This window comes from Niastella vici (assembly GCF_002077945.1).
GTDB lineage: Bacteria > Bacteroidota > Bacteroidia > Chitinophagales > Chitinophagaceae > Niastella > Niastella vici.
The window spans coordinates 370,612-397,201 of sequence record NZ_LVYD01000042.1 but is presented as its reverse complement, the minus strand read 5'-3'; the positions used below and the strand labels follow the sequence as shown (position 1 = coordinate 397,201).

Annotated in this window: 24 protein-coding genes; 14 read left to right on the top strand and 10 right to left on the bottom strand. The window is 45.5% G+C overall.

Going from position 1 to position 26,590, the window contains the following annotated elements; all coding sequences use genetic code 11:
• Positions 1 to 124: 124 nt before the first annotated feature.
• Complete coding sequence (gene pckA / locus A3860_RS12865; protein WP_081147107.1) at positions 125 to 1,729, bottom strand: phosphoenolpyruvate carboxykinase (ATP); 1,605 nt, start codon at positions 1,727 to 1,729, stop codon at positions 125 to 127.
• 471 nt (positions 1,730 to 2,200) lie between these two features.
• Here pckA and A3860_RS12860 point away from each other — a divergent pair, with 471 nt between their 5' ends.
• The 6 genes from A3860_RS12860 to A3860_RS12835 all read left to right on the top strand — a co-directional run bounded on the left by A3860_RS12860 (position 2,201) and on the right by A3860_RS12835 (position 8,220).
• A complete protein-coding gene (locus tag A3860_RS12860; RefSeq protein ID WP_081147106.1) occupies positions 2,201 to 3,490 on the top strand; it encodes an aminopeptidase P N-terminal domain-containing protein in 1,290 nt (429 codons plus the stop codon).
• A 48-nt stretch (positions 3,491 to 3,538) separates the two neighbouring features.
• Positions 3,539 to 4,306 carry a CDP-alcohol phosphatidyltransferase family protein gene (locus tag A3860_RS12855; RefSeq protein WP_081147105.1) on the top strand — a complete coding sequence of 256 codons (768 nt, stop codon included), beginning with the start codon at positions 3,539 to 3,541 and terminating at the stop codon, positions 4,304 to 4,306.
• Complete coding sequence (gene purS, locus A3860_RS12850) at positions 4,303 to 4,548, top strand: phosphoribosylformylglycinamidine synthase subunit PurS (RefSeq protein WP_081147104.1); 246 nt, start codon at positions 4,303 to 4,305, stop codon at positions 4,546 to 4,548. Before A3860_RS12855 ends, purS begins: the two co-directional genes overlap by 4 nt.
• 70 nt (positions 4,549 to 4,618) lie before the next feature.
• Positions 4,619 to 5,284 carry a 16S rRNA (cytidine(1402)-2'-O)-methyltransferase gene (gene rsmI / locus A3860_RS12845; protein WP_081147122.1) on the top strand — a complete coding sequence of 222 codons (666 nt, stop codon included), beginning with the start codon at positions 4,619 to 4,621 and terminating at the stop codon, positions 5,282 to 5,284.
• Between the two features lie 95 nt (positions 5,285 to 5,379).
• A complete protein-coding gene (locus A3860_RS12840; RefSeq protein ID WP_081147103.1) occupies positions 5,380 to 5,832 on the top strand; it encodes a PepSY-like domain-containing protein in 453 nt (150 codons plus the stop codon).
• Positions 5,833 to 6,201: 369 nt separating this feature from the next.
• A complete protein-coding gene (locus A3860_RS12835; RefSeq protein WP_081147102.1) occupies positions 6,202 to 8,220 on the top strand; it encodes a M1 family metallopeptidase in 2,019 nt (672 codons plus the stop codon).
• A 257-nt stretch (positions 8,221 to 8,477) separates the two neighbouring features.
• Here A3860_RS12835 and A3860_RS12830 read toward each other — a convergent pair whose 3' ends face one another.
• The 3 genes from A3860_RS12830 to A3860_RS12820 all read right to left on the bottom strand — a co-directional run bounded on the left by A3860_RS12830 (position 8,478) and on the right by A3860_RS12820 (position 10,800).
• The gene (locus A3860_RS12830) at positions 8,478 to 9,122 is read right to left on the bottom strand and encodes a response regulator (protein ID WP_081147101.1); all 645 of its coding nucleotides are present in this window, start codon (positions 9,120 to 9,122) and stop codon (positions 8,478 to 8,480) included.
• Positions 9,123 to 9,199: 77 nt separating this feature from the next.
• A complete protein-coding gene (gene rsmG / locus A3860_RS12825) occupies positions 9,200 to 9,850 on the bottom strand; it encodes a 16S rRNA (guanine(527)-N(7))-methyltransferase RsmG (protein ID WP_081147100.1) in 651 nt (216 codons plus the stop codon).
• Positions 9,820 to 10,800, bottom strand: a complete 981-nt coding sequence (locus A3860_RS12820; protein WP_245843533.1) for a glycosyltransferase — start codon at positions 10,798 to 10,800, stop codon at positions 9,820 to 9,822. The genes rsmG and A3860_RS12820 overlap by 31 nt, the downstream gene beginning before the upstream one ends.
• 460 nt (positions 10,801 to 11,260) lie before the next feature.
• On the opposite strand from A3860_RS12820, the gene tgt reads away from it, so the two are divergent.
• The gene (tgt, locus tag A3860_RS12815; protein ID WP_081147098.1) at positions 11,261 to 12,400 is read left to right on the top strand and encodes a tRNA guanosine(34) transglycosylase Tgt; all 1,140 of its coding nucleotides are present in this window, start codon (positions 11,261 to 11,263) and stop codon (positions 12,398 to 12,400) included.
• 151 nt (positions 12,401 to 12,551) lie between these two features.
• On the opposite strand, the gene A3860_RS12810 is transcribed toward tgt, so the two are convergent.
• Positions 12,552 to 13,790 carry a sialidase family protein gene (locus tag A3860_RS12810; protein ID WP_081147097.1) on the bottom strand — a complete coding sequence of 413 codons (1,239 nt, stop codon included), beginning with the start codon at positions 13,788 to 13,790 and terminating at the stop codon, positions 12,552 to 12,554.
• Between the two features lie 350 nt (positions 13,791 to 14,140).
• The gene (locus A3860_RS12805) at positions 14,141 to 14,929 is read right to left on the bottom strand and encodes a carboxylesterase family protein (RefSeq protein ID WP_081147096.1); all 789 of its coding nucleotides are present in this window, start codon (positions 14,927 to 14,929) and stop codon (positions 14,141 to 14,143) included.
• A gap of 171 nt (positions 14,930 to 15,100) precedes the next feature.
• On the opposite strand from A3860_RS12805, the gene A3860_RS12800 reads away from it, so the two are divergent.
• A complete protein-coding gene (locus A3860_RS12800; RefSeq protein ID WP_081147095.1) occupies positions 15,101 to 16,201 on the top strand; it encodes an LptF/LptG family permease in 1,101 nt (366 codons plus the stop codon).
• A 159-nt stretch (positions 16,202 to 16,360) separates the two neighbouring features.
• Positions 16,361 to 17,686, top strand: coding sequence for a citrate (Si)-synthase, eukaryotic (locus A3860_RS12795; RefSeq protein ID WP_081147094.1), 1,326 nt, complete (start codon positions 16,361 to 16,363; stop codon positions 17,684 to 17,686).
• Positions 17,687 to 17,788: 102 nt separating this feature from the next.
• Here A3860_RS12795 and A3860_RS12790 read toward each other — a convergent pair whose 3' ends face one another.
• Both A3860_RS12790 and A3860_RS12785 read right to left on the bottom strand, forming a co-directional pair.
• Entirely contained in the window at positions 17,789 to 18,463 is a 675-nt protein-coding gene (locus tag A3860_RS12790; RefSeq protein ID WP_081147093.1) for a hypothetical protein, read from the bottom strand.
• Positions 18,464 to 18,607: 144 nt separating this feature from the next.
• Positions 18,608 to 19,132: a hypothetical protein gene (locus A3860_RS12785; RefSeq protein ID WP_081147092.1), complete on the bottom strand. Its 525-nt coding sequence runs from the start codon at positions 19,130 to 19,132 to the stop codon at positions 18,608 to 18,610.
• A 214-nt stretch (positions 19,133 to 19,346) separates the two neighbouring features.
• Here A3860_RS12785 and A3860_RS12780 point away from each other — a divergent pair, with 214 nt between their 5' ends.
• Together A3860_RS12780 and A3860_RS12775 are read left to right on the top strand one after the other, a co-directional pair.
• Positions 19,347 to 20,024 carry a histidine kinase gene (locus A3860_RS12780; protein ID WP_081147091.1) on the top strand — a complete coding sequence of 226 codons (678 nt, stop codon included), beginning with the start codon at positions 19,347 to 19,349 and terminating at the stop codon, positions 20,022 to 20,024.
• Positions 20,025 to 20,026: 2 nt separating this feature from the next.
• Positions 20,027 to 20,683: a response regulator transcription factor gene (locus tag A3860_RS12775; protein WP_081147090.1), complete on the top strand. Its 657-nt coding sequence runs from the start codon at positions 20,027 to 20,029 to the stop codon at positions 20,681 to 20,683.
• Between the two features lies 1 nt (position 20,684).
• Here the strand turns inward: A3860_RS12775 and A3860_RS12770 are convergent, their stop codons facing one another.
• On the bottom strand, positions 20,685 to 23,696 hold the full coding sequence (locus tag A3860_RS12770; RefSeq protein WP_143774069.1) for a sensor histidine kinase: 3,012 nt from the start codon (positions 23,694 to 23,696) through the stop codon (positions 20,685 to 20,687).
• 234 nt (positions 23,697 to 23,930) lie between these two features.
• Here A3860_RS12770 and A3860_RS12765 point away from each other — a divergent pair, with 234 nt between their 5' ends.
• Both A3860_RS12765 and A3860_RS12760 read left to right on the top strand, forming a co-directional pair.
• On the top strand, positions 23,931 to 24,476 hold the full coding sequence (locus A3860_RS12765) for a hypothetical protein (protein WP_081147088.1): 546 nt from the start codon (positions 23,931 to 23,933) through the stop codon (positions 24,474 to 24,476).
• A 46-nt stretch (positions 24,477 to 24,522) separates the two neighbouring features.
• Positions 24,523 to 25,953: a clostripain-related cysteine peptidase gene (locus A3860_RS12760; protein WP_081147087.1), complete on the top strand. Its 1,431-nt coding sequence runs from the start codon at positions 24,523 to 24,525 to the stop codon at positions 25,951 to 25,953.
• 64 nt (positions 25,954 to 26,017) lie between these two features.
• Here the strand turns inward: A3860_RS12760 and A3860_RS12755 are convergent, their stop codons facing one another.
• Positions 26,018 to 26,278, bottom strand: a complete 261-nt coding sequence (locus A3860_RS12755; protein WP_081147086.1) for a hypothetical protein — start codon at positions 26,276 to 26,278, stop codon at positions 26,018 to 26,020.
• Positions 26,279 to 26,384: 106 nt separating this feature from the next.
• Between A3860_RS12755 and A3860_RS12750 the strand changes: the two genes are divergently transcribed.
• Complete coding sequence (locus A3860_RS12750) at positions 26,385 to 26,588, top strand: hypothetical protein (RefSeq protein WP_081147085.1); 204 nt, start codon at positions 26,385 to 26,387, stop codon at positions 26,586 to 26,588.
• Positions 26,589 to 26,590: the final 2 nt, after the last annotated feature.

Genomic DNA, 26,590 nt, shown 5'->3' with positions numbered 1-26,590 from the left:
GCGCCTCTTACTTTTGAGACGCCTTCTTTCTATGGCAAAGTAATCGTTGAGACCGAAATGCTTTTTTTCTCAAAAAGCGAACTAATATCATTAAAATATTTGAAACAAATACAAAAACGGCTAACTAAATTTTTGGAGAAGCCGCCAGCACTTCTGCCGGTACGCCCGATGCATATTTCTCGAAATTGGTTGTGAACTGCTTAGCTAGGTTTTCAGCCGCTTTGTCGTAAGCCGCTTTATCGGCCCAGGTATTCCGCGGATTTAAAATAGTCGCTGGTACGTTGGGGCAACTGGTTGGAACAGCCATGCCGAAAACCGGGTGCGTTTCATAGTCAACCTGGTCAAGGGTGCCTTCGAGGGCTGCGCTGATCATGGCGCGGGTATACGACAATTTCATACGGTTGCCGGTACCATAGGCGCCGCCCGTCCAGCCCGTGTTGATCAACCATACCTTTGCGTTATGCAATTTCAGTTTTTGCCCCAGCATACTGGCATAAAAACCGGGGTGCAGGGGTAGAAATGGTGCTCCAAAGCAGGCGCTGAAAGTAGATTTGGGTTCGGTAACGCCGGCTTCTGTGCCCGCTACTTTAGCCGTGTAACCCGAAATGAACTGGTACATGGCCTGGGCGGGCGTAAGCTTTGAAATGGGCGGCAGTACGCCGTAGGCATCGCAGGTAAGGAAGAATATATTTTCGGGAATACCGCCTTTGGCTTGTTCAACTGCATTGCAGATGTAATGCAATGGGTACGAAACACGCGTATTCTCGGTAATGCATTTGCTGGCAAAATCAATTTCATTGGTGCCATTGTAGAAAGTGGTGTTCTCAACCAGCGCGCCGTTGCGGATGGCCGCAAAGATGGCCGGTTCTTTTTCGGCGCTCAGGTCAATACATTTGGCATAACAACCGCCTTCAAAATTAAATACGCCCGTGTCGGTCCAGCCGTGTTCGTCGTCGCCAATTAGTTTGCGGTTGGGGTCGGCGCTCAGGGTGGTTTTACCGGTTCCACTTAAACCAAAGAATAAAGCAGTATCGCCCCCTTTGCCTATGTTGGCCGAACAGTGCATGCTTAACACAACTTTATCGTGTGGTAAAACATAATTGAGAATGGAGAAAATACCTTTTTTGATCTCGCCGGTATACCCGCTGCCGGCGATAAGAATGGTGCGGTGTTTAAAACTTATCACGGCTGCATTGTGCTGGCGAACGCCGCATTCTTTGGGGTCAAGGTGTAAGCCCGGGGCAGCCAGAATATGCCAGTCGGGGGTAAAGTGTTCCAGCTCTTCCTCTTCGGGCCGCAGGAACATATTATAGGCAAACAGGTTGCTCCAGGGGTTATCGTTAATAACCCTGATGTTTAACCGGTAGCGTGGTTCGGCGCAGGCATAGGAATCGCGCACCCATACTTCAGGTTGAGCGTTCAGGTGATCGAGTATTTTTTTACGGATGCAGTGAAAATATTTTTCTTCGATAGGGATGTTGAAATCGTTCCAGTGTACAGAGTTTTCGGTGATGTCGTCTTTTACAATGAACTTATCTTTTGGACTACGGCCGGTAAATTCACCGGTCTTTACTACCAATGCTCCTGTGTTGTTCAGTTCGCCCTGGTTTAAACGTAATGTGTCCTGCACTAATTCATCAGCAGATAGCTGATAGTGCAATGTGTTGGTTGAGTGAAGCCCCAGCTCCTCAAGTCCTCTCGTTGGGATAGCGATTGTAGATAATGACATACAAGCGTTCGTTTGTTTAGAGTTCAAAGGTATAATTAAAATTTATCCGTTCCAATGGCCATATTTGGCACATTTTTGAAGATTATCTAATTTGAGCGGTGGTTTTTTGTGAAATTTCTATCTAACGTCTGTTAGTGTAAAACCGCATTGATCGGCCGGCTGGTTTTGCTGAATGGGTACTAAAACCAGTTTTATTTGTTAATTGATCATTATTCAGGTCAATGGTGGTCAATGGTCAATAGTTCCTGATTACCAGTTGCCGGTTAACAGGTCAAAGCGCCGGGCTGCAATAGTACGCGTTCGGCGTACGCGTTTACCAGCCCGCTTCGAAAAGGACTCACCATTCACAATTGCCGGCTGTCGATTACCGACTATATGTTGCCACGTAACTTATTCACCATTCACCATTGACCATTCACCCTTTTAATTATTTTTACCGCATCATTCAAAGGCTCTATAAAAAGAAACTACATGAAATACCTGCCGCTCAACAATGCCATCTTTATCCAGAACCGCAAAAACTTTGTGGCCCGCATGGATAAAAATGCCATTGCCATCTTTAACAGCAACGATGAACTGCCTACCAATGGCGATGCCACGCACCGGTTCAAACAAAACAGTGACCTGTACTGGCTTTGTGGTATTGATCAGGAAGATTCCATGGTGATCCTGTTCCCCAATAACCCCGATCCAAAATACCGCGAAGTGCTGGTGTTGGTGCGCCCCAATGAAATGAAAGAGAAATGGGATGGAAGAAGACTGCGGGCCGATGAGGCTAAAAAGATCTCCGGTATTCAAACCGTGATCTGGCTCGATAGTCTGGAAGCGGCTTTACAGCCCTGGATACACCTGGCCGAAACCATTTACCTGAACACGAACGAGAACGACCGCAAATCGAACCAGGTACTGGTGCGCGATTACCGCTATATTCTGGAAATGAAGGAGCGCTTTCCCCTGCACCAGTATAAACGCAGCGCCCGCATCCTAAAAGAACTGCGGGCTATTAAATCGCCCCAGGAAGTGGCAGTAATGCAGGAGGCAATAGATATTACCCATAAAACGTTTGAACGATTGCTCAAATTCATAAAGCCCGGTGTTATGGAATATGAGATTGAGGCCGAGATCTGGCATTCGTTTTTGTCGCAGCGGGCAACGGGACCGGCCTACAGCAGCATCATAGCCAGTGGCGACCGCGCACGCATACTGCATTATGTGTTCAATAACCAGGAATGTAAAGACGGTGAACTGGTATTGATGGATTTTGGCGCTGAATATGGCGGTTATTGTGCCGACCTAACCCGCACCGTACCGGTGAATGGAAAATTCACCAAACGGCAACGGGAAGTATACAATGGTTGTTTGCGCCTGCATGACTATGCGAAAAGCATTCTGAAGCCGGGGATCACCATACTGGATTATACCGATAAAGTAGGGGCCGAGGCCACCAAAGTATTTGTAAAGCTGGGCCTGTTGAACCAGCAGGATGTGAAGAATGAGGACAAAGACAACCGCGCTTACCGCAAATATTTATATCATGGAATTTCGCATCACCTGGGTATCGATGTGCATGACCTGGGAACCAGAACAGAGCCTGTTAAACCCGGAATGGTATTTACGATTGAGCCGGGTATTTATATAGAAGAAGAACAAATGGGTATTCGCATCGAAAACAATGTATGGATCACCAAGACCGGCAATAAAGACCTGATGGCGAAGATCCCCATTAAACCAGAGGAAATTGAGGCCATCATGAAAAAGTAATTGGTACATTTTACATAGGGTAAATTTCACATTCACTAATTTGCATAAATGAAACACATTCCGAACCTGTTCACGCTCTTAAACCTGTTCTTTGGCTGTATTGCGATCATATACATACTGCAAAATGGAGTAATAATAGTAGCTAATGAAGAGGGAGCGCAATGGTTAGATGTTCCTGAAAAAATTTGGCTGGGCTCATTATTCATTGCGCTGGCCGCGGTGGTTGATTTTTTAGATGGATTTGTTGCCCGCCTGTTCAATGCCACATCTGCCCTGGGTAAACAGCTCGATTCCCTGGCCGATTGTGTGAGCTTTGGCGTAGCGCCCGGGATGATCATTTATCAGTTTTTGCGGGTTAGTTATGCCTCATCACCAAATGCCCTTGAATTGCCGGTTATTTATTTGTTGCCTGCATTTTTGGTTCCCTGTGCAGCGGCTTTCCGCCTGGGCAAATTTAACCTCGACGATTCACAGCAATATGGCTTTAAGGGCGTTCCTACTCCTGCCGCAGGATTATTGATCGCATCATTTCCGCTTATTTACTGGTATTTTAAGGACAATGCCGATGCCATGCGTTTGATGCTGAACCAATGGTTATGGTATGGAATTATTATTGCGGTGAGCGCTTTAATGGTAAGCAACCTGCCCCTGATGGCTTTAAAATTCAAGAATTTCTCGGTTAAAAGTAATTTTCCCAAGCTTATTTTGCTGCTGGCGGCCATTATAGCAGCGATATTCTTAAAATGGTTGGCTGTACCGGTTGTGTTTATTCTTTACATCATCTTATCTTTGGCGTTCAAAAATAAAACCACATGACCTATACAGTTCAGGTGAAGGTAATGCCGTTAAAAGAATTGCTCGATCCGCAGGGAAAAGCCGTAATGGGTGGATTGCAAAATCTGGGATTGGGTAATATTCAGGATGTTCGGGTAGGAAAACACATCACCTTGCAGGTAGAAGCCAACACCCCTGATCAGGCAAAATCAATTGCCGAAGAAGCCTCAAAGAAGTTACTCGCCAACCCCGTAATGGAATACTTCGAGATTTCTATTAATTAATAATAAGTAAGAATTTATTTGAAAATGGATGCCCCGCATGGGGCTTCATTTTCAAATGGCACAACTTGCTATGCTTTATTTAGTACCTACTCCCATAGGCAATTTGCAGGATATTACGCTCAGGGCCCTGGAGGTGTTGAAGCAGGTTGATCTCATATTGGCTGAAGATACACGCACTTCGAGCAAATTATTAAACCACTATCAGATATCGCGGCCGCTTACAGCTTATCATCAGCATAATGAGCACCAGGTATTGCAACATCTTACCAACCAGTTACGGGAAGGTAAAACCATGGCCATGATCTCTGATGCCGGTACACCCGGTATCTCCGATGCGGCCTTCCTGCTGGTGCGTGAATGCATAAAACAAAATATTAAGGTAGAATGCCTGCCCGGCGCTACCGCCTTTGTTCCCGCCCTTGTAAACAGCGGACTGCCCATGAACCGCTTTGTATTTGAAGGATTCCTTCCGCCCAAGAAAGGCCGGCAAACCTTATTAAAAAGGCTGGCCGAAGAAGACCGTACCATGATCATTTATGAATCGCCGCACCGGCTGGTGAAAACCCTGCAGGAGTTTGTTCAGTACTTCGGGGCCGACCGCCTTTGCAGCGTAAGCCGCGAGCTCACCAAAATGTTTGAAGAAAATGCCCATGGCACGTTGGCAGAGCTTGTTGAACATTTCCAGAAAAAAGAAGTTAAAGGGGAGATTGTTATTGTGTTGGCAGGAAAGGAATGACGTAGGAATTAGGAGGTACATTCCCCAAAATTTATGTTTTTCTTTTCACATCAAGGTTCGAATTTTGCAGTGTATCACCCAAAATACTCATTAGCATGAAAAAACCTGTTTATTATTTTCTGATGTTTTGCTTTGCTTTGGCTATCAATACCGCCCATGCGCAGGTGCGTAAATTACCGGCCGAAGTAACAGAAGCTTTCAGACAGAAATACCCCATGGCCAAGAACGTAGAATGGCGCGACCGGTTAAGCGGTTTTACTGCCGTTTTTGACCTTGATAACGTACACTACGAAGCAAAGTTTACCAATAAAGGTTTTTGGCAAAGCACCGAAAACAAAATAGCCGATGCCGATATCCCTGCTTCAGTAAAAGATGGTTTCAATAAAAGTAAGTATGCCGAAGAATGGACTATCAAGACCGCCTATAAAATAGCCCTGCGTGAAGACAAAACCCAATACCGCCTCGAGATCGAGAAAAACGATATTCAGAAAAAGCACCTGTATTTTGACCCCAGTGGCCGGTTGCTAAGAGATAATATTACCCTGTAAGCAAGCCCTGATCAATAACTAATTAAATAAAACGATCCCCGGTTACATTGCCGGGGATCGTTTTTTTATTGCTGCTGAATGAGAGAAAAACGAGCATTGCTGCCTGTCCTAAAAGGGTGCATTTAAAACTAATATATATTAACAGAAAAATACAATTCAGGCCATTTAATGGCAAATAGCTTGCATTTGATCAATCTTTTCGGGTGGTAATTTACTGGTTGCGCCCGCACGCTATCAAAATTATACATACAAAATGGTGTTTATCCGGTATTGGTATTAGCCGGTTATAACTTATAACTATTTATCATTTTTCTTTTTTGCATACCTTCCCGCCCCGGAAAACTATTTTAATATAAAACCTGAGTAAAGATGCGTAAAGAGCTTTATACGCTTATAACTTTTTCTTTCCTGGCAATGGTGTCAATGGCACAACCCGACAGGTGGCAACAGCGCGTGAAGTACACAATGGATATTGCCATGAACGTAACTACCAACCAGTTCACTGGTAAACAACGGTTGGAATACACGAACAATTCACCCGATACACTCAACCGGGTATTCTATCATTTATACTGGAACGCTTTTCAGCCCAACAGTATGATGGATAACCGCAGCCGTGTATTGGGACAGCGAAGATTCAATGACAAACCCGATTGGGACCCACGTGTGAAAGACCGCATCCTGAACCTGAAAGAAGAGGAGATCGGTTATCAAAAAGTGCGTTCCCTGAAAATGAATGGCGTTGCCCAAAAGTACAAGGTGCAGGAAACCATTTTGGAAGTACCGCTTACACAACCCATTCTGCCCCATCAGAAAGTGGTTTTTGAAATGGAATTTGAAGCGCAGGTTCCCCTGCAGATCAGGCGCAGCGGCCGCGATAATCCGCAAACAGGCGTACGCTATTCCATGAGCCAGTGGTATCCTAAAATGTGCGAATACGATTATGAAGGCTGGCATCCCACACCTTATGTTGCCCGTGAATTTTATGGTGTATGGGGCGATTATGAAGTGAACATTACCATCGATAAAAAATATATGATCGGCGGATCGGGTTATTTACAGAATGGCAACCAGGTTGGCTTCGGTTATGAAGATGCCGGTATAAAAGTGCCACCGCCCACCGGTTCAACCCTTACCTGGCATTTTGTAGCGCCCAATGTGCATGATTTTGTGTGGGCTGCCGATCCCCACTTTGTGCATTTAACGCGTACCATTGCCAACGGCCCCGTAATACATGTTATTTATAATTGGGATACTGCTTTTCTGCGGCAGCGTTACCTCAAATTGCCCGATGAAGAAAAGAAGAAATTTGCCAATGCTGACCTGTATATAGCCGATTTTAAAGAACAATGGAAACGCGTGGCCGATGCGGCGGTGATCGTATTGCCCTTCATTGAAAAGAAATTCGGTGCCTATCCCTACAAGCAATATTCGTTTATACATGGCGGCGATGGCGGTATGGAATACCCCATGGCAACCCTGATATCGGTACCCAGCATAACCACTGCTTTTCATGAATGGATGCACAGTTGGTACCAGGGAATGCTGGGCACCAATGAATCGGAATATGCATGGATGGATGAAGGCTTTACCAGTTATGCCGCTTCGCTGGTTACCCATTATTATCAAACCGTTTCGGGCATGCCCGCTACAGAAAGTGCGGCTGGAACCGGTCCGCGCAAGAAAGTGCTGGTTGATTCACTGGCCGGCAGCAATTCATTTGTTGGAAAGACCAATCCGCATAATGATGCCTATGAACATTACTACGACCTGGCCGAAAGCCGTTTTGAAGAACCATTGACCACCCATGCCGATCATTATGAAACCAATGTTGCCTATAGCATAGCCTCCTATTCAAAAGGGGAAGTGTTCCTGGAGCAACTGGGTTATATAGTGGGTGCACAGGTACGCGATAAAATATTGCTCGATTATTACAATCAATGGCGCTTCAAACATCCCAACGTAAATGATTTTATTCGCGTTGCCGAAAAGGCCAGTGATATGAAGCTCGACTGGTACCGCGAATATTTTGTGAATACCACCAAGACCATCGATTATGCTATTGACAGTTTGTGGGAAGAAAGCGGTAAAACAAAGATCAGGTTACGGCGCCTGGGTTATATGCCCATGCCCATGGATGTGATGGTGCAATTTAAAGATGGTAGCAAGCTGCTGGCCTACATTCCCATGTACCTCATGTTTGGCGAAAAGCCGGTTGAAGATGCTTCGGTTCCGCGCATGGTATATGAACCCTGGAAGTGGACGAGCCCGCAATATACTTTTGAGGTACCCCGAAAAATTACTGATCTTAAGGTGATAGAGATCGATCCTTCGATGCGCCTGGCCGATGTGGATAGAAAGAATAACAAGCTCGATATACCGTGGTAATAAATTAGCAATAAGAAACAAAAAGGGAGGGCCATCCGTCAGCGGGTGGCCCTCCCTTTTTATAAACAAAAAAGCCCCGGCATCGCGTCGGAGCTCTTAAGTAATAAGGTTATTGATAACAGAGCACAGGGAAGGTTAAATGGCACATAAGTATTTGATATGACAACCTGGGTGCAAAGCTAGGCTCGTATTACATGTAAAACAATACTACTTTGTGGGTAATTTTGCTGTACTGATGTGCTGCACCTGTTCCTTTTTTACCGTCCAAAGAATTTATTGATAGCTTCTACGCGATTATTAACATGTAACTTTTCGTATATATGATATACGTGCTTGCGAACTGTTTCCTGGCTAATGAATAAGCTGGCGGCAATTTCCTTGTACAGCATGCCTTTGGCCAGCAGTTCAAGGATCTCTTTTTCCCGGTTCGACAAAACACTGAGTGAGTTCTCTGCCGCTACATCGCCGGCTGTTTTGGTTTGAAAGGCTGCCACCACTTTGCGGGCGATCTGGCTGCTCATGGGAGCGCCGCCTTCCTGCAGTTCCCTGATGGCTTCCAGTAATTTATGCGGGGCTGTTTTTTTGAGTATGTAGCCGCTGGCGCCGGCGCTTAATGCCTCAAATATCTTTTCATCATCTTCGTACACCGTGCACATCATGAAGAGGATCTCGGGATAATCTGCTTTAAGATGCCGCACCACATCGATCCCGTTCTCACCTTCACCCAGGTTTATATCCATCAGCACAATATTCGGTTTCAGATCGGGAATTTTTATCATTGCCTCTTCGGCAGATGCGCAACTTCCCAACAACCGGTATCCTTCCGACATCATTACGATCTGTTCCAGCGCAGATCGAATATCTTTTGTATCATCTACGATACATACAGTAATATCCATCATGGTACAAAGTTTCAGTATTTTGCCGAAACATGAAATACCACTTTGAGGTAGTTTTCCACGCCCACTCCCCAATTACCCTAGGCGGGTACATACAGCAAAAACTTCTCTTTAAAATACTCCTCCTGAAAAATATCATATACCTCCATAACCCTGGGCCGGCAGCCGCTTTCTGCGATCTCGGTATGCAGGTCGCCGCCCTTGAGGCAGATCAATCCAGGTTGTTGGGTATCGGCGTTGGGCGCCGGTTTTTTAAGCAGGGGTTTCGACCATTTCCAGAGGTCTTTCAATGGTGCAACAGCTCTTGATACCACAAAATCAAACTTCTTATCCTTTACCTCTTCAATTCGGCTATGGCGGGTACTCACATTTTTTAGCCCCAGCCCCTCGGCTACGGCATCCACTACCTTTATCTTTTTGCCAATGCTGTCGATGAGGTGAAACTTTACTTCGGGATAAAAGATGGCCAGGGGTATGCCCGGAAAGCCTCCGCCTGTGCCCAGGTCAACAATGGTTGAACCGGCCTTAAACTCAAAAGCAGCGGCTATAGCCAGTGAATGCAGCACATGCTTTTCGTACAGGCTTTCCATGTCTTTACGCGAAATAACATTGATCTTGCTGTTCCAGTCATTATACAATTCCTCGAGCGCGCTGAACTGTTGTAGCTGAACATCGGTGAAGTCACTGAAATACTTGGTGATCAGTGCCAGTTTTTGTTGGGCTTTCTCCATATTGAAGGAGCAAAGATGAAATAATGTATGAACATCCAGATATCTAAAATCCACCACCAGTAAAAAAGATCCTTTTCATTCATCTTTTTCATGGCATTGTAATAGATCACTGCCTGCCATAAGAAGCGAATGCCGAATACACCCAGGGTTATACGCCAGTCGAAAAACAACAGGCATAAAACAAACAGGGGGTACAGGAAGAAGTGGGATGTAGAATATAATCCTAATAAGAATTTGTGAACCGGTTTATAGAATTTGCCCGTGCTGTAGTGGCGGTTCTTCTGGCGGATCCAGTCGCTGAACCGGCGTTTGGGCTCCGATAAGGTGAACGCCTCAGGATCGAGCACCACTGCTACATTATGTTTGGTAGCCACCTGGTTAATGAACAGGTCATCGTCACCGCTGGCTACGTGGTTAATGGAAGAAAAGCCTTTTGTGCGAAAGAACAATTCACGCTTGTACGACAGGTTGCGGCCCACACCCATATACGGCAAACCGGCCAGGGCGTACGACATGTATTGCAGGGCCGAATGAAAGGTCTCGAAACGGATGAGCTTGTTTAAAATACCGGGCTTTTTATTGTAGGCGCCATACCCCAATACGATCTCAACCCCATCGTGATAGGCGTCCTGCATTTTTTGTAACCAGAATTCCGATGCAGGAACACAGTCGGCATCGGTAAGTAATAATATTTCGTGTTTGGCTTCTTTGATGCCAATAGAGAGCGGATATTTTTTCCCCGGAATTCCCAACGCTTCCTGTTCCAGGTTTATGGCCTGCAGGTTCTTGAAGGTCTTTTTAAATTCATCGAGCAGGTAACGCGTTTCATCCTGACTGTTATGGTTCACCACAATGAGCTCATGCGTGGTTGGGTAGGTTTGCACCAGTACGCCGGGTAAATATTTAGTGAGATTATTGGCTTCATCGCGCGCGCAAACTATGATACTCACGGCGTGCGTCTGCGACTTTTCTTTAAGCGGTTGTTTATAAAAAGCCACCCTTCTGAAAAAAGCGATATAATAGATTAACTGGATAAGTGTAACCAGACAAAATAAAGTAAACAAGATCCAAGGCCACCAGGTAATAAAAAACTTTGATATCTCGCCCATAAGAGAAATTAATTTAGGCACGGTCCGTGAAGGTTTTGCACGAAAATAGGATAAACTAAGGAGTTTTTAATTTGAAGTTGTACCCAAAAAGTTGCATGATTTACGCTGTATGCGGTTTTCAGAAGAAGCAATAATAAAAGAGAATTGGCAATAAGCAATTAGCAGTTCGCCTTCGCCGCTGTGAGCAAGGCGGTCGACATGGGGGCAATGATGGGAACCGGAGACTGCGAACCGGAAACTATGAACTGCTAAAGGGTGAACTGGGAACTGTAAACTATCTTTGCGCCCAATTTCAATAAACATGGCCGCTTTACAATTTACTTTACAGCATACCGATCCTTCTTCTAAAGCCCGGGCAGGACATATTGTCACCGATCATGGTGACATACTTACTCCCATCTTTATGCCCGTGGGTACGGTAGGCAGTGTAAAGGCGGTAAGCCAGCAACAGTTGAAAGAAGAGATCAATGCACAAATTATTTTGGGCAATACCTATCACCTGTACCTGCGGCCCGGCATCGATGTATTGCAAAAAGCAGGCGGTTTGCACCAGTTTAAAGGTTGGAACCGGCCCATACTTACCGATAGCGGCGGCTACCAGGTGTTTTCCCTGGCCGGCACCCGCAAGATCAGTGAAGAAGGCGTTTTGTTTCAATCGCACATTGATGGTTCGCGCCATTTGTTTACGCCAGAAAGCGTGATGGACATTCAACGGGCCATTGGCGCCGACATCATCATGGCATTTGATGAATGTCCGCCATACCCCAGCGATTACAAGTATGCCGAAAAATCGATGCACCTCACGCATCGCTGGCTCGATCGTTGTTTTACCCGCTTTAACGAAACACCCGATAAATACGGATATACCCAAAACCTGTTCCCCATTGTACAGGGCAGCACCTATACCGATTTGCGCAAAGCCTCCTGCGAGTACATTGCTTCCAAAGACGCCACCGGCAATGCCATTGGCGGCCTCAGCGTGGGCGAGCCCGATGATATGCTGTATGAATTGTGCGGACTGTGCTGCGATAACCTGCCGGCGCATAAACCCCGTTACCTGATGGGGGTGGGTACGCCCTGGAATATTCTGGAATGTATTGCGCTGGGGGTCGATATGTTCGATTGCGTGATGCCCACCCGCAATGGCCGCAATGCCATGCTGTTCACCTCGCAGGGCGTTATCAATATCGACAACAAAAAATGGGAAAGTGATTTTTCGCCCATCGATGATGGCATCGATTGCCACATCAGCAATCACTACAGTAAAGCATACCTGCGCCACCTGGTAAAATCGAAAGAGATACTGGGCCTCACCATTGCCAGCGTGCACAACCTCGCGTTTTATTTATGGCTGGTGGGCGAAGCGCGCAAGCATATAATCGAAGGCGATTTTGTTTCATGGAAGAATGAAATGGTGCCAAGATTGCAGACGAGATTATAATGCCCCCCATCCCCCTGAAGGGGGTGTATGGAAATCAGGAAGAAGCACGGAAAGATATTATGCATTAGATAATAAACCAGGAAGCCCGGCAATATGTCGGGCTTCCTTGGTTATCGGTAACCGGCTCCCCTTTAGGGGCCGGGGGTGTCATTTATGGTTCAGTGCTGCCATTCAGGATCCAGGGTAGATTGAACTTATGAAATTCGATCGATTTATTACTGGTGCTGCTGTTGTGAACATCTTCATTGATCTCAATTAATGCGCCCACGCAATAGTCGGCTGTTTTTACCATGCTTGAGTAACCGCCTTTGGCTACAGTAATATTTGCATAATCGCAGGTGTTCCAGTCGAAAATAGGTCTGCTGCGGGCCCATGTTAATCCTTCATCATAACTGATGCGCACGGTCATATTGCAGCGTTGATCAATATCGTTGGGGTTCAGAAAGTAAATTCTTGCAGGCGTATCGGTATTGTATCGAAGCATAGACCCTTCACACTTGGGATCGGTTAAGGCATTATCAGGTGCAAATGCCCCAAAGCCGCCTTCAATAGTACCAAACGACTTTCTTCTTTTTTTGGTGGTTGCCCAGGTGTTGCTATTGGGCCGGTCATTTCTCATTAAACGGCCATCCATCAATTCTACAATAGTGCTTTCATCGGTAGTGCCCGGAATAAGCTGGTACTGCCAGGTAACGCCATGGTCATCGCTGTAAATATTTCGGCCCAGGGCAGGAATAATAAGCCGGCCGGGGTGGTCGTAAGCTGTTCTGATTCCATTGCCCGGCCCCACAGCATCCCAGGTATAAGTAGGGGGCACCAGGGTGCTGGTCATATCCTGGGGCGTTGACCAGGTAGCACCATTGTCATCGCTGTAGGAAGTAAATACTTTTCTGTCGCCCCAACTGTCAAAATCACTCCATTGGTCTATAGCCCCATCATTCCAGCACATAAACAACCATAGCCGGCCGTTAGTTCCGGGAGTAGGGTCATATACTGCTGTAGGATTTCCCCAGGTACCATTGCCACTGGCGGCTACTTCGCCGAGGGCCGTCCAGGTGGCGCCATTGTCAAACGACCTTTTGAACACCACATTTATATCGCCATAATCGCTCGGGCTCCACCTTCTGCCTTCAGCAAAAGCGACGAGGGTATTGTTCCTGGTTTTGACGATGGAAGGAATGCGAAAAGAGTGGTAAATGCTTTCGTTGCCGCCATCAAAAAGCCGCATGCTGGTGTGTATGGCGGTGGCTTCGGTTGTTGCAATCCTGTCCTGAGGCTGAACAGTTTCCTGCGCAGCCTGGTTTTTATGGCAACCGGCAAACAGGATCAGCGCAAATAATGGCCAGGGGGAGAAAAGGCGGTTATGGCAGGCCGCATCGTTAAATTTCATAGCAAGAGTTTTAGTTTATGTATGTTATGTGCTACATAATAAAGTAAGAAATTTATGACCGGATTTCCAAAAAACTCTTTTGGGAATAGGGGAGCTAGAGAGAATTATGGAATCATATACTTGACATTCAATAAAATATGAAGGATAAGCAGCAGAATAAAAATTAGCCTGGTCATGTAAATTGCAGGCTAATATGTAGAACTTAATTATTCGGCCCCCTGAAGGGGAGTAATGTCAGTAAACTGGTGGAAAGAGCGACTTTTGGAGCGAGATCTTGTGTAATAGACAATAAATCATGAAGCCCGGCAAGAAGCCGGGCTTCATGATTATCGGTAACCGCTGGGGGGGTATCATTTCTTCTGTTTAAACAACCAGGGTAACAGCTCTGGTTCGGCAAACGCATTATCCCAGCTGTTATGGCCCACGCCGGGGTATTCAGTGTATTTCACTTTGGCGCCGGCATCCTTCAGTACATTGGTCATGAGGCGCGAATTGCTAACCGGCACCACAGGGTCGCTTCCGCCATGAAAGATCCAGACCGGAAATTTCCTGCCATAAATACCTGCCTGCTTTGGGTCGCCGCCGCCGCAAATAGGAAAGGCTGCTGCAAAGAAATTGGGTTTACGCCACAGCAGTTCAAACGTGCCCATACCGCCCATTGACAAACCACCCAGATAGATCTTTTTTGTATCGGCCAGTTTGGCCGCTACCAGCGAATCGAGCAGGCGGCTTACCAGGCCAAGGCTTTTGCCAATGGGCTGGCCCGATTCAAAATTGAATTGCCCCAGCGAATCGTTTTTATTGGGATCGCGGCTGAGCCGGGCCCAGAAATCATCGGCCGGGCATTGCGGAAATATCACAATGGCAGGGAACCGCAGGCGATTGGCACTATCGGCAAACAGTACACTTCCATGCACCAACTGGGCTTCGTTGTCGTTACCCCGTTCGCCCGAACCATGAAGGAATAGAATGAGCGGGTATTTTTTGCCGGCATCATAATTCAAGGGGTACAGCATGCGGTAACGCAACGTATCGTTCCCCACAATGAATTCTTTCTTTTGGTACAGGTCCTTGTATTGAGCCATAATAACACTGTTCATTGCAAGCATCAGGAATAAGGTGATCGTTATTTTTTGCATGTGGCAGTTATTTAGTTCTAAAATCATATTTTAACTAAATAACTCAATATCAAAAAAACTTACAAACTTTCCCTTCCCTTAGCTAAACTTTAACCAAGAACTAATTAACCGTACTTAGTAAACTGCTCATTTTCTGCTACATTTGCCACGCCGTACAGTGGGCTTTACCGAATGCTAAAAATTCTTGACAGGTACATATTATGGAAGTTCATCTCCACTACCATTTTCATGGTACTGATCTTTTCGGTGATTGCCGTTGCGATCGATACCAGCGAAAAGGCCGATGACTTTGTAAAATCTGGCCTCAGTACCTACAGGCTCATCAAAGAGTACTATATAGGCTTTGTGCCTTTCATCATCTCCATGATCTTTCCGCTCATGGTATTCATTGCCACCATTTTCTTTACCTCCAAACTGGCAGGCAAAAGCGAACTGGTGGCTATACTGGCCGGCGGCGTACGGTTTAACCGCATGTTGCGTCCGTATTTTGTAGGTGCGCTCATCCTGGGCGGTACCTTTTGGGTAGCTACCCAGTACTGGATCCCAAAGGCCCAGTCGATACGTGCCGATTTTCAAACAAACTATGTTGACAGGGGAAGTTCTTACGAACAGGGCGAAGCTGCCAAGCGTACCCGCAATTATTATTTCCGCGTTGATGCCAATACATTTGCCGGCATGCGCAATTACGATACGGCCAGCCGCTCGGCCAACGACTTTTACCTGAACAAGCTGAAAGGCACCAAAATGTATTATAACCTGCGGGCCGATTACCTGCGCTGGGATACCGCCAAAAAGACCTGGAAGCTGCAGAATGCCACCGAGCGCAAGATTGAAGGCGTAAAGGAAATAACGAAGGTCATACCTGAAATGTCGCTTAACCTGAACCTGAAACCCAATGAGATCAAGTTCGATAAATACCTGAAAGATAAAATGACCACCCCCGAGCTGAAGCAGTACATAAGAAGCGAAGAGGCGCGGGGTGCCGAAGGGTTGAATGATTATAAAGTAGAACGCTACCGGCGCGATGCCAACCCCATTTCGGTATTCATTCTCACCTTCATTGGGGCAGTGATCGCTTCGCGCAAAACCAGGGGCGGAAGCGGCTTGCACCTGGCAGTTGGTATTATTGCAGCCGCATTCTTTGTGGTGATGGACAAATTCTCCCTTACCTTTTCTACTAAGGGAAATTTTCCCCCTTTACTTGCTGCCTGGACGCCAAACATCCTGTTTTCAATTTTTGCTATTTGGATGTATCGCATTGCGCCCAAATAAAAATACGCATTAATAAAATATTAATATAAGCGTACGATTGTTCTTTATTTCAATAGTAAGCGTTGCTGAATTAATTTTGCCGTTTTGAGTGGGTTTGTTATAACTTTAGCCAAACTTTTCCCCTCATTATTACATATTTACAAATAATTATACTGCATCATGGGAATTCTAAAGGATAGGTTTAAGGTAAAGGCAGAAGCCTCTGCAGCCGAGTTAAAAGATCTGTTAAAGCAACATGGTAGTAAAAAGATCGGGGAGGTACAGTTATCTCAGATCTATCAGGGTATGCGTGGAATAACCGGCCTGGTGTCCGAAACTTCATTACTCGATGCAAAAGAAGGGATCAGGTTCCGTGGATATTCTATCCCCGAACTGCAAAAAGCATTGCCCAAGGTGCCCAATGGCAATGAACCTTTACCCGAAGGACTTTTCTACCTGATGTTAATTGGCGAACTGCCCGATGAAGAGGCTGTAAGCTATATCACCAACAGCTGGCAACGCCGCTCGCATGTGCCTAACCACGTATTTGCCGCCATAGACGCCCTGCCCGTTACAGCTCACCCCATGACGATGTTTGTAACCGGTATTATGGCCCTGCAAACCGAAAGTAATTTTGCCCGCCGCTATGCCGATGGTATGGCCAAGAAAGATTACTGGGATGCCGTGTTCGATGACTCAATGGACGTGATCGCCCGGTTGCCCCGCGTAGCCGCTTACATTTACCGTCGTAAATACCATAACAACCAGCATATACAGCCCAATGGCCTGCTCGATTGGGCCGGTAACCTGGCGCATATGCTCGGTTTTGAAGATGAAAGTTTCAAAGAACTGATGCGTTTGTACATGACCATACATGCCGACCATGAAGGTGGTAACGTATCGGCACACACTACGCACCTTGTAGGTTCGGCCCTCAGCGATCCTTACCTCAGTCTGGCCGCAGGTATGAATGGTTTGGCTGGCCCCCTGCATGGTTTGGCTAACCAGGAAGTGGTGAAATGGATCACAGAAATGCAGACTGAACTGAAAACAGAAGTGCCTACCAAAGGACAAATAGAAGCATACGTACGCAAAACCCTTGGCGAAGGAAAAGTGGTTCCGGGTTATGGCCATGCGGTATTGCGTAAGACCGATCCGCGTTTCACTGCACAGATGGATTTTGCCAAACGTCATTTCCCCAATGATCCGCTGGTGCAGATCGTTTGGAATGTATATGATGTAGTGCCACCAATTTTAGAATCACTGGGCAAGGTAAAGAACCCATGGCCTAACGTAGATGCACACAGCGGTGCGCTGCTGGTTCACTACGGTCTGAAGGAGTATGAGTTTTACACCGTATTGTTTGGTGTAAGCCGTGCATTGGGTGTGTTGGCCAGCCTTATTTGGGACCGCGCATTGGGCTTTGCGCTTGAGCGTCCAAAGTCAGTAACTACCGAACTGGTAAAAAGCTGGCTCGAAGGCAAGGATGAGATCTGGGGCGAATAATTGCCGCTCCGGTATATAATATTGAACCCTCTGTTTACTGACGGAGGGTTTTTTTGTGCCCGGCTTAATGCTTGCCGGCGTTCTTATTTGTATTAATAGCGGTTATAATCCCAACCTTTTTCTATCCCGCACCACCATTTTGTATTTATTCGGCAGTTGCTCCTTATCGGCAAAGATGGTATCAATGCGCGGTTTCGACAGGTCGAGCAGGGAATAATATTCGTCTTCTTTTACCGTAGTGTCTTTGGGATTATCAACACTGTTATCGTGGCCCTGAGTAATATTGACCAATGCCTGCAAATGCTTGCTGCTGGTATCTTTGAAGATCCAGGTGTTTTTTATCATATAGTCACCTGCATCGCCAATAGTTTCGCCCAGTTCTATATACGAGGTAATGCTGTCTTTTGCTGAATCGAAAATGAATAATTTGATAGAAGAGGGCACGTATTCAGAAGGGGTTCTGGCCAGCAGGCCTAACCGGTTCTTATCAATAGAAAACTTATAGATGGCGAACAGGCTGGGCGGTTCATGAAAATGCGCCTGTGCCATTTCTTCCGGAAAGAACGATGCGCCAATGCTGTCGATCGCCCTGCCGCTCATAATATCGGTTGAGTCTTGTGTTGAATATACCTGCAGGGTATCGATGCCAATATCTTTGAACTGGGCAAGCAGCGGCTCGAATTTGCTATTGCTTTGTTTAGCTTTCGAATTGATAGGTTCTTGTTGGCCACAGCTGAAAACAGCGATCAGGCTAAGCGGGATGAAGAGTTTTTTCATAAACAATCAGAAAGAATATGTAATATAAGAAGAGAATGGCACATCGCATAATGTGATTAAATGTGCTCATGCCCTTTCTTAAACTAAAAACCCTCCGCCGGCCGGCGAAGGGTTTTTAGTTTATATGGTGTACTATTCTTTCTTTTAACAACCGCCTTCCCCACGCACTTTAATAGTGGTCTTTATTTTCTTTCCGGTAATTTGTATGGTGCCTGAATATTCATAGAATCTGTCCACCTCTTTTTCCTCTTTCTTACGCAGCACCACTTTATAGCCAACGGCATAATACACTTCAACTGCGCTGATGGCATTGATCTGCTTCGATTCGCGGGTACTCTTTTTAAGGACGATATCCTTTCCTTTTATCCTGATCATGGCCATGTCGCCCATATCGCTCAGGAAAATATATTTTTCATCTTTCAGCTTCAGGGAGTCATACGTAAAGAATTCGCCGCAACCGTCAACCGAACCTGGGATGGATTTGATAAAATCCAGCGGAGCATTGGGAGCTTTAGCCGCTGTCGTCGTCGTCGTATTTGTCGTATTGGCCTTCCCTTTTTTGCTGTCTTTGGTCTTTGCACCCTTTGACGATGACTCGTTCGACTGGTCGTTACCGGCGCAACCTGTAATTTGTAGCACAACTAAAAAAGCAAAAACTATCTTCTTCATCGCATATTCAGGGTTAGATTACTTAAAGGAAAATTTATATTTCTCCAGTATGCGGCACAAGATAATAATTGGCCGGTTAATTCCATAAAACATTGGGTAGAAGGACTTATTTCGACGTTGAACGAATTTTTCATCTGCCAAAATGGGAGGCTTTCCGCCGAAATACCGTGTTTTTCTCCTTTTTTAGGGTTCGGGGTTTTGCCAATATTACACCATGAGTGACCAAGCATATCATGAAGGGATGTTGTACCAGTATGAATTGCTCCGAACACGACTGCGGATCCGCGAACATTATCTGCAAACAGCCGTAAAAGATGTATATGATAATATTGGCCAGGTCCTGAGTCTCATCCGCCTTCAATTGGCTTTGCTGCAGGCAGATATAAAAAATGAGGATAGCGGAAAGTTGGAACCCGTTCGGCAGCTTACCGGGCAGGTTATCCGCGATCTGCGAAAAATGTGTCGTATCTTTTATCCTGAAGAAGATATAATCTATGTCGAAGGGTTTGTACGTATCTTAAAAAACGAAATACTGGCGCAGTGGCCCGAGGCGGAAATTATAGGTGACAAGGATTTCTCGGCTAACCGGTTATTGAGCAATGAAAAAATGCTCATGACCTTCGGTATCCTGCTCGAGCTGGTGAACATGATCAAAGAGGAGCGGGGACCCCTGCACACTGCCGCAATTATCTGTACCCGGCAAAACATAAGTTTTATTATTGACTACACCGGTTATGCACTTCCCGAAGGGAAAAAACATCACCGGCGCGAAAAAATAAACACGACTGTATTCGAAAAGGCCCGGTTAATTGGTGGCACGCTGAAACAGAACAATAGAAAAGATAATAAGATTAGAATTACCCTAATAATACCATTAATCGAAAACCTGTAATTATGGAAAATGTAAAAGTGGCGCTGGCAGATGACCATGTCTTGCTGCGGAATGGACTGGCCGGGTTAGTGGCTAACCTTGGCTATACAGTGCTGTTTGAAAGTAACAACGGAAAGGACCTGATCGGCAAGTTGGAAAAGAATGGCCCGCCCGATGTAGTGCTCATGGATATTAGTATGCCCGAAATGGATGGGTATAGCACTACCTTATGGCTCAAGTTTAATTTTCCATTGGTAAAGGTGCTGGCCCTCAGCATGTACGACGATGAAAATGCCATAATAAGAATGCTGCGGAACGGCGCCCGCGGCTATATTCTGAAAGATGCCGATCCTGTAGAGCTCAAACGGGCCATCGATGATGTTATCAGAAATGGCGTTCATTATTCCGACCTGGTAACCGGCAAGCTGCTGCACGCAGTGAAAGCTGAGTACGATGGGGCCGCTGCTGAAACCAATCTCGTTCTTTCATTAAATGAAAAAGAGATCGAATTCCTGAAACACGCCAGTACCGAATTAACCTATAAAGAGATCGCCGACATCATGCATGTTAGTCCGCGCACTATCGACGGCTACCGCGACGACCTGTTCGAAAAATTAAATATAAAGAACCGGGTGGGGCTGGTGCTGTTTGCCATAAAACATAACATTGTGCAGCTCTGAATCAGGCTTTTTGCAGGTGAATGGAAGTGCCTTTACCGGGCGCGGAATTAATGCGTACAGTGTATTTTATTTCCTTTACGCGCCGCGCCATATTTTTTAACCCGTTCCCTTCATTCGATTGGGCGGGATCAAAGCCTTTACCATCATCTTTGATAATGATCTCCGGTTTACTTCTTCTTACAATTATGTCAATAGTTATTTGAGTGCCGGCTGCATATTTAATGGCATTATTGATGGCTTCCTTTTGTATCATATAAAGGTTCCGTCTTTCTTCCTGGCCCAGCTTGTGGTCCCGGGCTTCATCACTACATTGTTGTTTGAAGGAAATTCCATTCGCTTCGCACAAAGGCTTGCCAAAGCTGTTCACCCGGGCAAGCAGGTGCTCCATAGTATCTTTTTGATCGTCGAGCACCCATATCATGTCCCTGATGCCGGTGATGGCTTCCTGCACCGTTTCTTTTACTTTGTACAGGTATTTGTCCGACTGCTTTTCCATAAGGGCCAGGCTGGCATACACCTTTACGCTGTTCATGGTGCTGCCCAAATCGTCGTGCAGGTCACTGGCCAGTTTGTTCCTGAAATTCTGCACCTGCTTTAACTGGTAAATGCGAATGCGGTAAGTGCCATATAGCCCGCCAATGGTTAGCAAGATCAGTAACAGCTTGAACCACCAGGTTTGGTACCAGCGGGGAAGAAAAACCAGGGTTAATTCTTTCAGCTCACCCGATACCTCATCTTCATTGAATGCCTTCACCTGCAGGTGATAGGTGCCGGGCGAAATACCCATCAGCGTTATGAAGTTGCGGGTGCCCAGGTTCACCCAGTTGGTATGCAGTTCAGAGATCTTATATACGTAGGAGGTTCTTTCCGGATTTATATAATTGATGCCGGAAAAATAGATGTTGGTTTGCAATGCATCGGCAGGTATGGAAAAATGGGTGGCTTCTGTATTGATGGTATCGATATTATTATTATTGGGCAGGTCAATGGTGAGGTTGTTGATGTACAACAAGGGGGGCGAAGGGTTGGCATCGAGGTGGTCGGGATAGATCATCGTAAACCCATCGGGGCCGCCGGCATAAATGCGGTTCTCCCAAATGTTGCCGCTGGTTTCTTCAAATACATCGCCATGCAAACCATCGCTCTTGTAATAATGCCTGATGCTGTTGGTTTTCACCTGCAAAACATTTAACCCCAGGTTGGTGGTCATAAAGAGCAGGCTGTCTTTCCACGGCAATAATTTATATACCCCGTTATTGCTAAGCCCTCTTTCAGTTGAAATAACATTTTTGATGTGAAAATTGGTATCGAGCACCAGCACGCCATTGCCATAGCTCGATAAATAATAGGTGTTGCGGATACGGCACATGTCGAAGAACAGGGCATATTCTTCATTGCTGGTGCTGCGGTAAAAATGGATGCGCTTACTGGTTTTGGTGGTATAGTCCATATAGATCAGGGACGACTCGGTAAGCACACAGAATATATTTTCCCTTATTTTATAGATGGTTTGAATGCTGTTATTGTCCAACTGCATTTGCTTCGACTGCACGGTGATATTTTCCACCGTATGATCAACAAAATTCCAGATCAGGATGCCATTGTTGTTTTCGGTACCCATCACAATATGGGTGTTGTTTATTTTTACGGCGCTGTTGATGGTATAATCGGCAAATGGCCTGAATTCGGGATAAACCTTTTGAATGGGTATAAGGGAATGACCCTGCAATTGTTTCAATCCTGTTTTGTTCGATACCAGTAGCTTTTTATAGGGGTCGAAGAAAACAAAATCATAGGCCTGCGTTTCATCGATGGCTTCAATATGGCGGATGTTGGTATTTACTTTATACAGTCCGTTTTCGGCAGTTACCAGTACTATGGAATCGTTAACCGGCTGCAGGTAATAGGCGTGTGGTATTTTGGTGATGCTGTTGTTCGACTGGTGATAGGTTAGCATGGCCGCGGGCGCGTTTTTGAGAAAGAATAACCCAATCTGGCAGCACAACCACAGGTTGCCGGCTTTGTCGCAATAGATCTTATACACGTTACTCAGGAACGATACGCTGGTTTCGCGTGCGTTTTGGATAACGTCGTAACGGTTGGCACCTGCTTCAATTTTGAAGAGGTTATTTTCATTCGAGAACCAGATGTTGTTGCTTTTGTCGATATCGAGGGCATAAACATCGGTATTGAGGCCATCTTTTGCAAATGGAAAAGGCGTTTGTTGGAACCGGAGCCGGCCGTTCTCATTTATAGTAAGCCGGTTAATGCCCTTTGAAGTGCCCAGCAGCCATTGGTTGTTTGCCTCGCGGGCCATGGCATAAAACCGGTGATGTTTCGTTTGGTCGTGGGTGGTGGTTAAACAGCTATCTGCTATTTTCCCGGTCTTCAGGTCATACGACAGGCAGCCCCAGTTCCTGATGGCAACAATGAGATGGTTTTTGGAGCTGGCTAATTTGTCAATATATGGTACAACGCCGGTTCCAACCAATAGTATTTCCCTGATTTTATTTGTGGCCAGGTGATAACTGTACAAACCCTTTTCGGTCCCTATATATAAAATAGTATCAAGATGTAATAAGGAAGTGATGGTGCGGGAACCTAATTGGGGGAAGCGGCTTTGTGAAATATGCAGTACCGGGTTGCTGGTTGTTTTGTTTATTTTATCGAGGCCGCCCTGGGTGCTGGTGACCCAGATGCCATCGGTTGATTCGGTAATGTCGCGAATGTCGGAACCGCCGATGGAAGTTTTGGAATCGCGCCCTTTATTATAGAGCTTGAAAGATCTTGAATCGAACCTGATGAGGTCGTCCTGGGTGCCAATCCACAAAAAGCCATTACGATCTTCTGTTATACAACGGATGTTAATACCGGGGATGTGTACCTGTGTAATGTCGTACATGCTTTTGCCCTGGGAAGCCGCAGAAAGCGGCAAAAGGCAAACGAGGGTCATTATAAATGAACAGGTTGCTACACCTGCATAATAACGTATGTCAACAACGAGGGATCTCAAAGGTGCAAATGGTTAATAATTGTTAATCAGGAAGGCTACTAAGATAAGAAAAACACCTCATCTGATGCATTACATTAACGGGGTGGCGTATGGGTTTATCTGGGTAAGTTGCTGACGCACTATAAAATACAGGGCACAAATGTAAAAGGGTTAAAACACCGTTTTTTCGCATTCTTATTTTAAGAACTTTTGTCGGCGTGCACCCTTTATTATTAACCAATCAATTTCTGTATTATGTCAAAACCTGTTAATTGCGACATTAACGCCGGCATGGAAAGGGTATTCAGGTTCCTGAAAGCCGGGAAACCCTGCAGTATTTCCAGGAATGCAAGGTTCGATGTCATTTTTGAGGTAGTGAACGCCAACAAAGCCAATGAACAACGATTTTTCAGAGTAATTGAAAGAAGCACCGGTAAGGAAAAGTTGAAAATTCCATTGAACGACATGGCTGGTGTTAAACCATTAAATGGCCATAAAACACAATATGAACCACAGCGAAGACCCAATCCGTTCCTAAGTTATCCTGTTGATATAACTATGCAGCGGGTTGTTTGTGCAGAAGTAAATTTGTCGGCCGATCCCACCATTGAAGTATACCTGCGCATTGACGAAAGAGACGATCAGAATGATAAAAGACGCTATTTGTCTTTTAAAAAAACCGGGCAAAAGAAAACAAAAACAAAAAAGGTTATAGCCCTCATGGATGAGGAACAGGATCTTCCCGATGTGGACCTCGATGAAGATGGCGGCAAAAAACCATTAGGCGCGTCAGACGAATAGCCTGGTATTTTGATGTGTTTTTTTCATCATCTAAAAACCATTAAACATGAGAGTGGTAGTTGAACAGGACCAGCCAGTTGACTGGCTGGTTGTTTTTCTTATACTGGAATCACTTGATATAACTGAGTCGGTGGAGGAGATGTTTAAGGAGGTAAAGGGCATTGCCTTAAAAAAAACGATCAAAATATATGTGCTGCAGGATAGCATACAGCATATAAAGGATCCTGCTGGCAACCGCATTGATTACAGGTTGAAAGTGCATGAATTTCATTATAATGAACAGCAAAAGGAGACCCGGTTAAAGCCCGTGCAGCTCGAAGGTGTCGACACAAAAGACGGTTTTGCGTGGCGCGAGGCGTTGAAACGGATCAGGTTGATAAACAAACCCCGCGTAAGTGCATTGATCACCTGGTCGCACGGCGCCGGCATTGGTATCCTGAACCCCGACATGGTCACCAATAATACGAAGCCCCTTGTTACCCAAAAACCAAATGCATTTAATATCGTAAGAAATTTTCCCAACCGTAAACAACGATTTATACCCGAAAAATTTAACTGCTCTACAATGACCATGGCCGGCGATGCCCTTATTGTTAATGACCCTGACAATGGAGATGTGCAATGTCACGAGCTGCAGGACCTGTTTATCTCAGAAATAGCAGATGGGTTAGATGACATGGGGTTGGCGCCTGTTTTTGACATAATGGTGATGGGTAACTGTAATACACAGATCATTGATAATTGCTATAACCTCAATAAAATCGCCCGGTATTATTTGGCCCCCATAACGGTAATGCAGCCAAACGGCTATGATTTCGACCGGTTCATTAAAACTATCAATGGCGATATTTTTACCAATGAAAAGTTGATGAAGGCGGGTAAGCCGGTGCCCAAAATATTGGCCAAACGGCCCCCCATTATGAAAGGGAAATATTACAACACCTATTTTAACAGCATAGCCCGGCTTTTTTTGAATGGATATGTAACCATCAATGAACGGCTGGCAAAGAGCGCTGCCATTGTGGTGAACGATTTGAAGGAAATACTGGCGCTGAAACCAATGATCAATGAGCTGTGTGAATATATGGTAGCGAATAAGGCAAAAATTTATCCGGCCATTGATGCTATTTTACAGGAAGGCACCATTGTTTTTTCTGATAAGGATTTCATTGATATAGTGTTGCTGTTTGACACCATTCAGCAAAAAGTAAAGAATACCGGGTTTAATAAGATCTACAGCCGCCTGCGGAAATTCCTGTTAAAAAAAATAACGATCGAAAAGCATATTGGGGAGGAGCTGGATGCCAACAGCTTTCATTGTTTCTCTATTTATATTCCGGTTTCGGTCAACAATGTGATTGCGCCTACATTTTGTTGCCAGTACTTCAGGCATTTTGCCAATTCGCAGTTTGTACGGGAAACCAGGTGGGACAACTTTGTTATTGACTTTACCGAGTGGCGGTTGAAGCGGCAGTGAGTACGGGATGCATTTGATTGAATGGCGGCAACTGCTCAACATCCCTCAAAAGGAAGGATAGCATTCATTTGTCCTCTGATGGCAGGTTATCGACTTTCTCATTAGCGTGATCTTCTCCCCGTAAAACTGAGTCGTTGGCCACATGGTGATCGATAGGCACGTCGGTATCTGCATTGGGAGCAAGAAATTCATCCGGCTCCATGTCTGAGTCAGGGACTGCAGAATTTTCCTGTTGGCCCTTATTGGGATTGTTGCCAGGTTTTGTTTTCTGTTTTTTATTGATCTGTTCTTTTGGCGCTTCTTGTTTATTATTCCTGGTTGTCATAAGAAAGTATTTTAATGTTATAGCTGTATTATTTGCTATTGAGATGATGTGCAAATATTGCGCCTGTGCGGGTATAATTATTGATGGCATGTAATAAACAATATTTATGGCAAAGGAATCTCTAATTGCGTCAGCAATGGAAACCGCAGGACTTTCGGCAGCTGGAAAATTAGCTGAAAAAGGTGTTACAAAAGCTATTCGTACCCTGCCTAAAGGCAAGCAAAGGAAAGTGGCAGGTGCTATTGTGTTTGTCGCCGCTGTTGTTTTCCTGCTTTTTGCTTCAAAAAGGTGGAGAACTCCCGTTGAGTGATT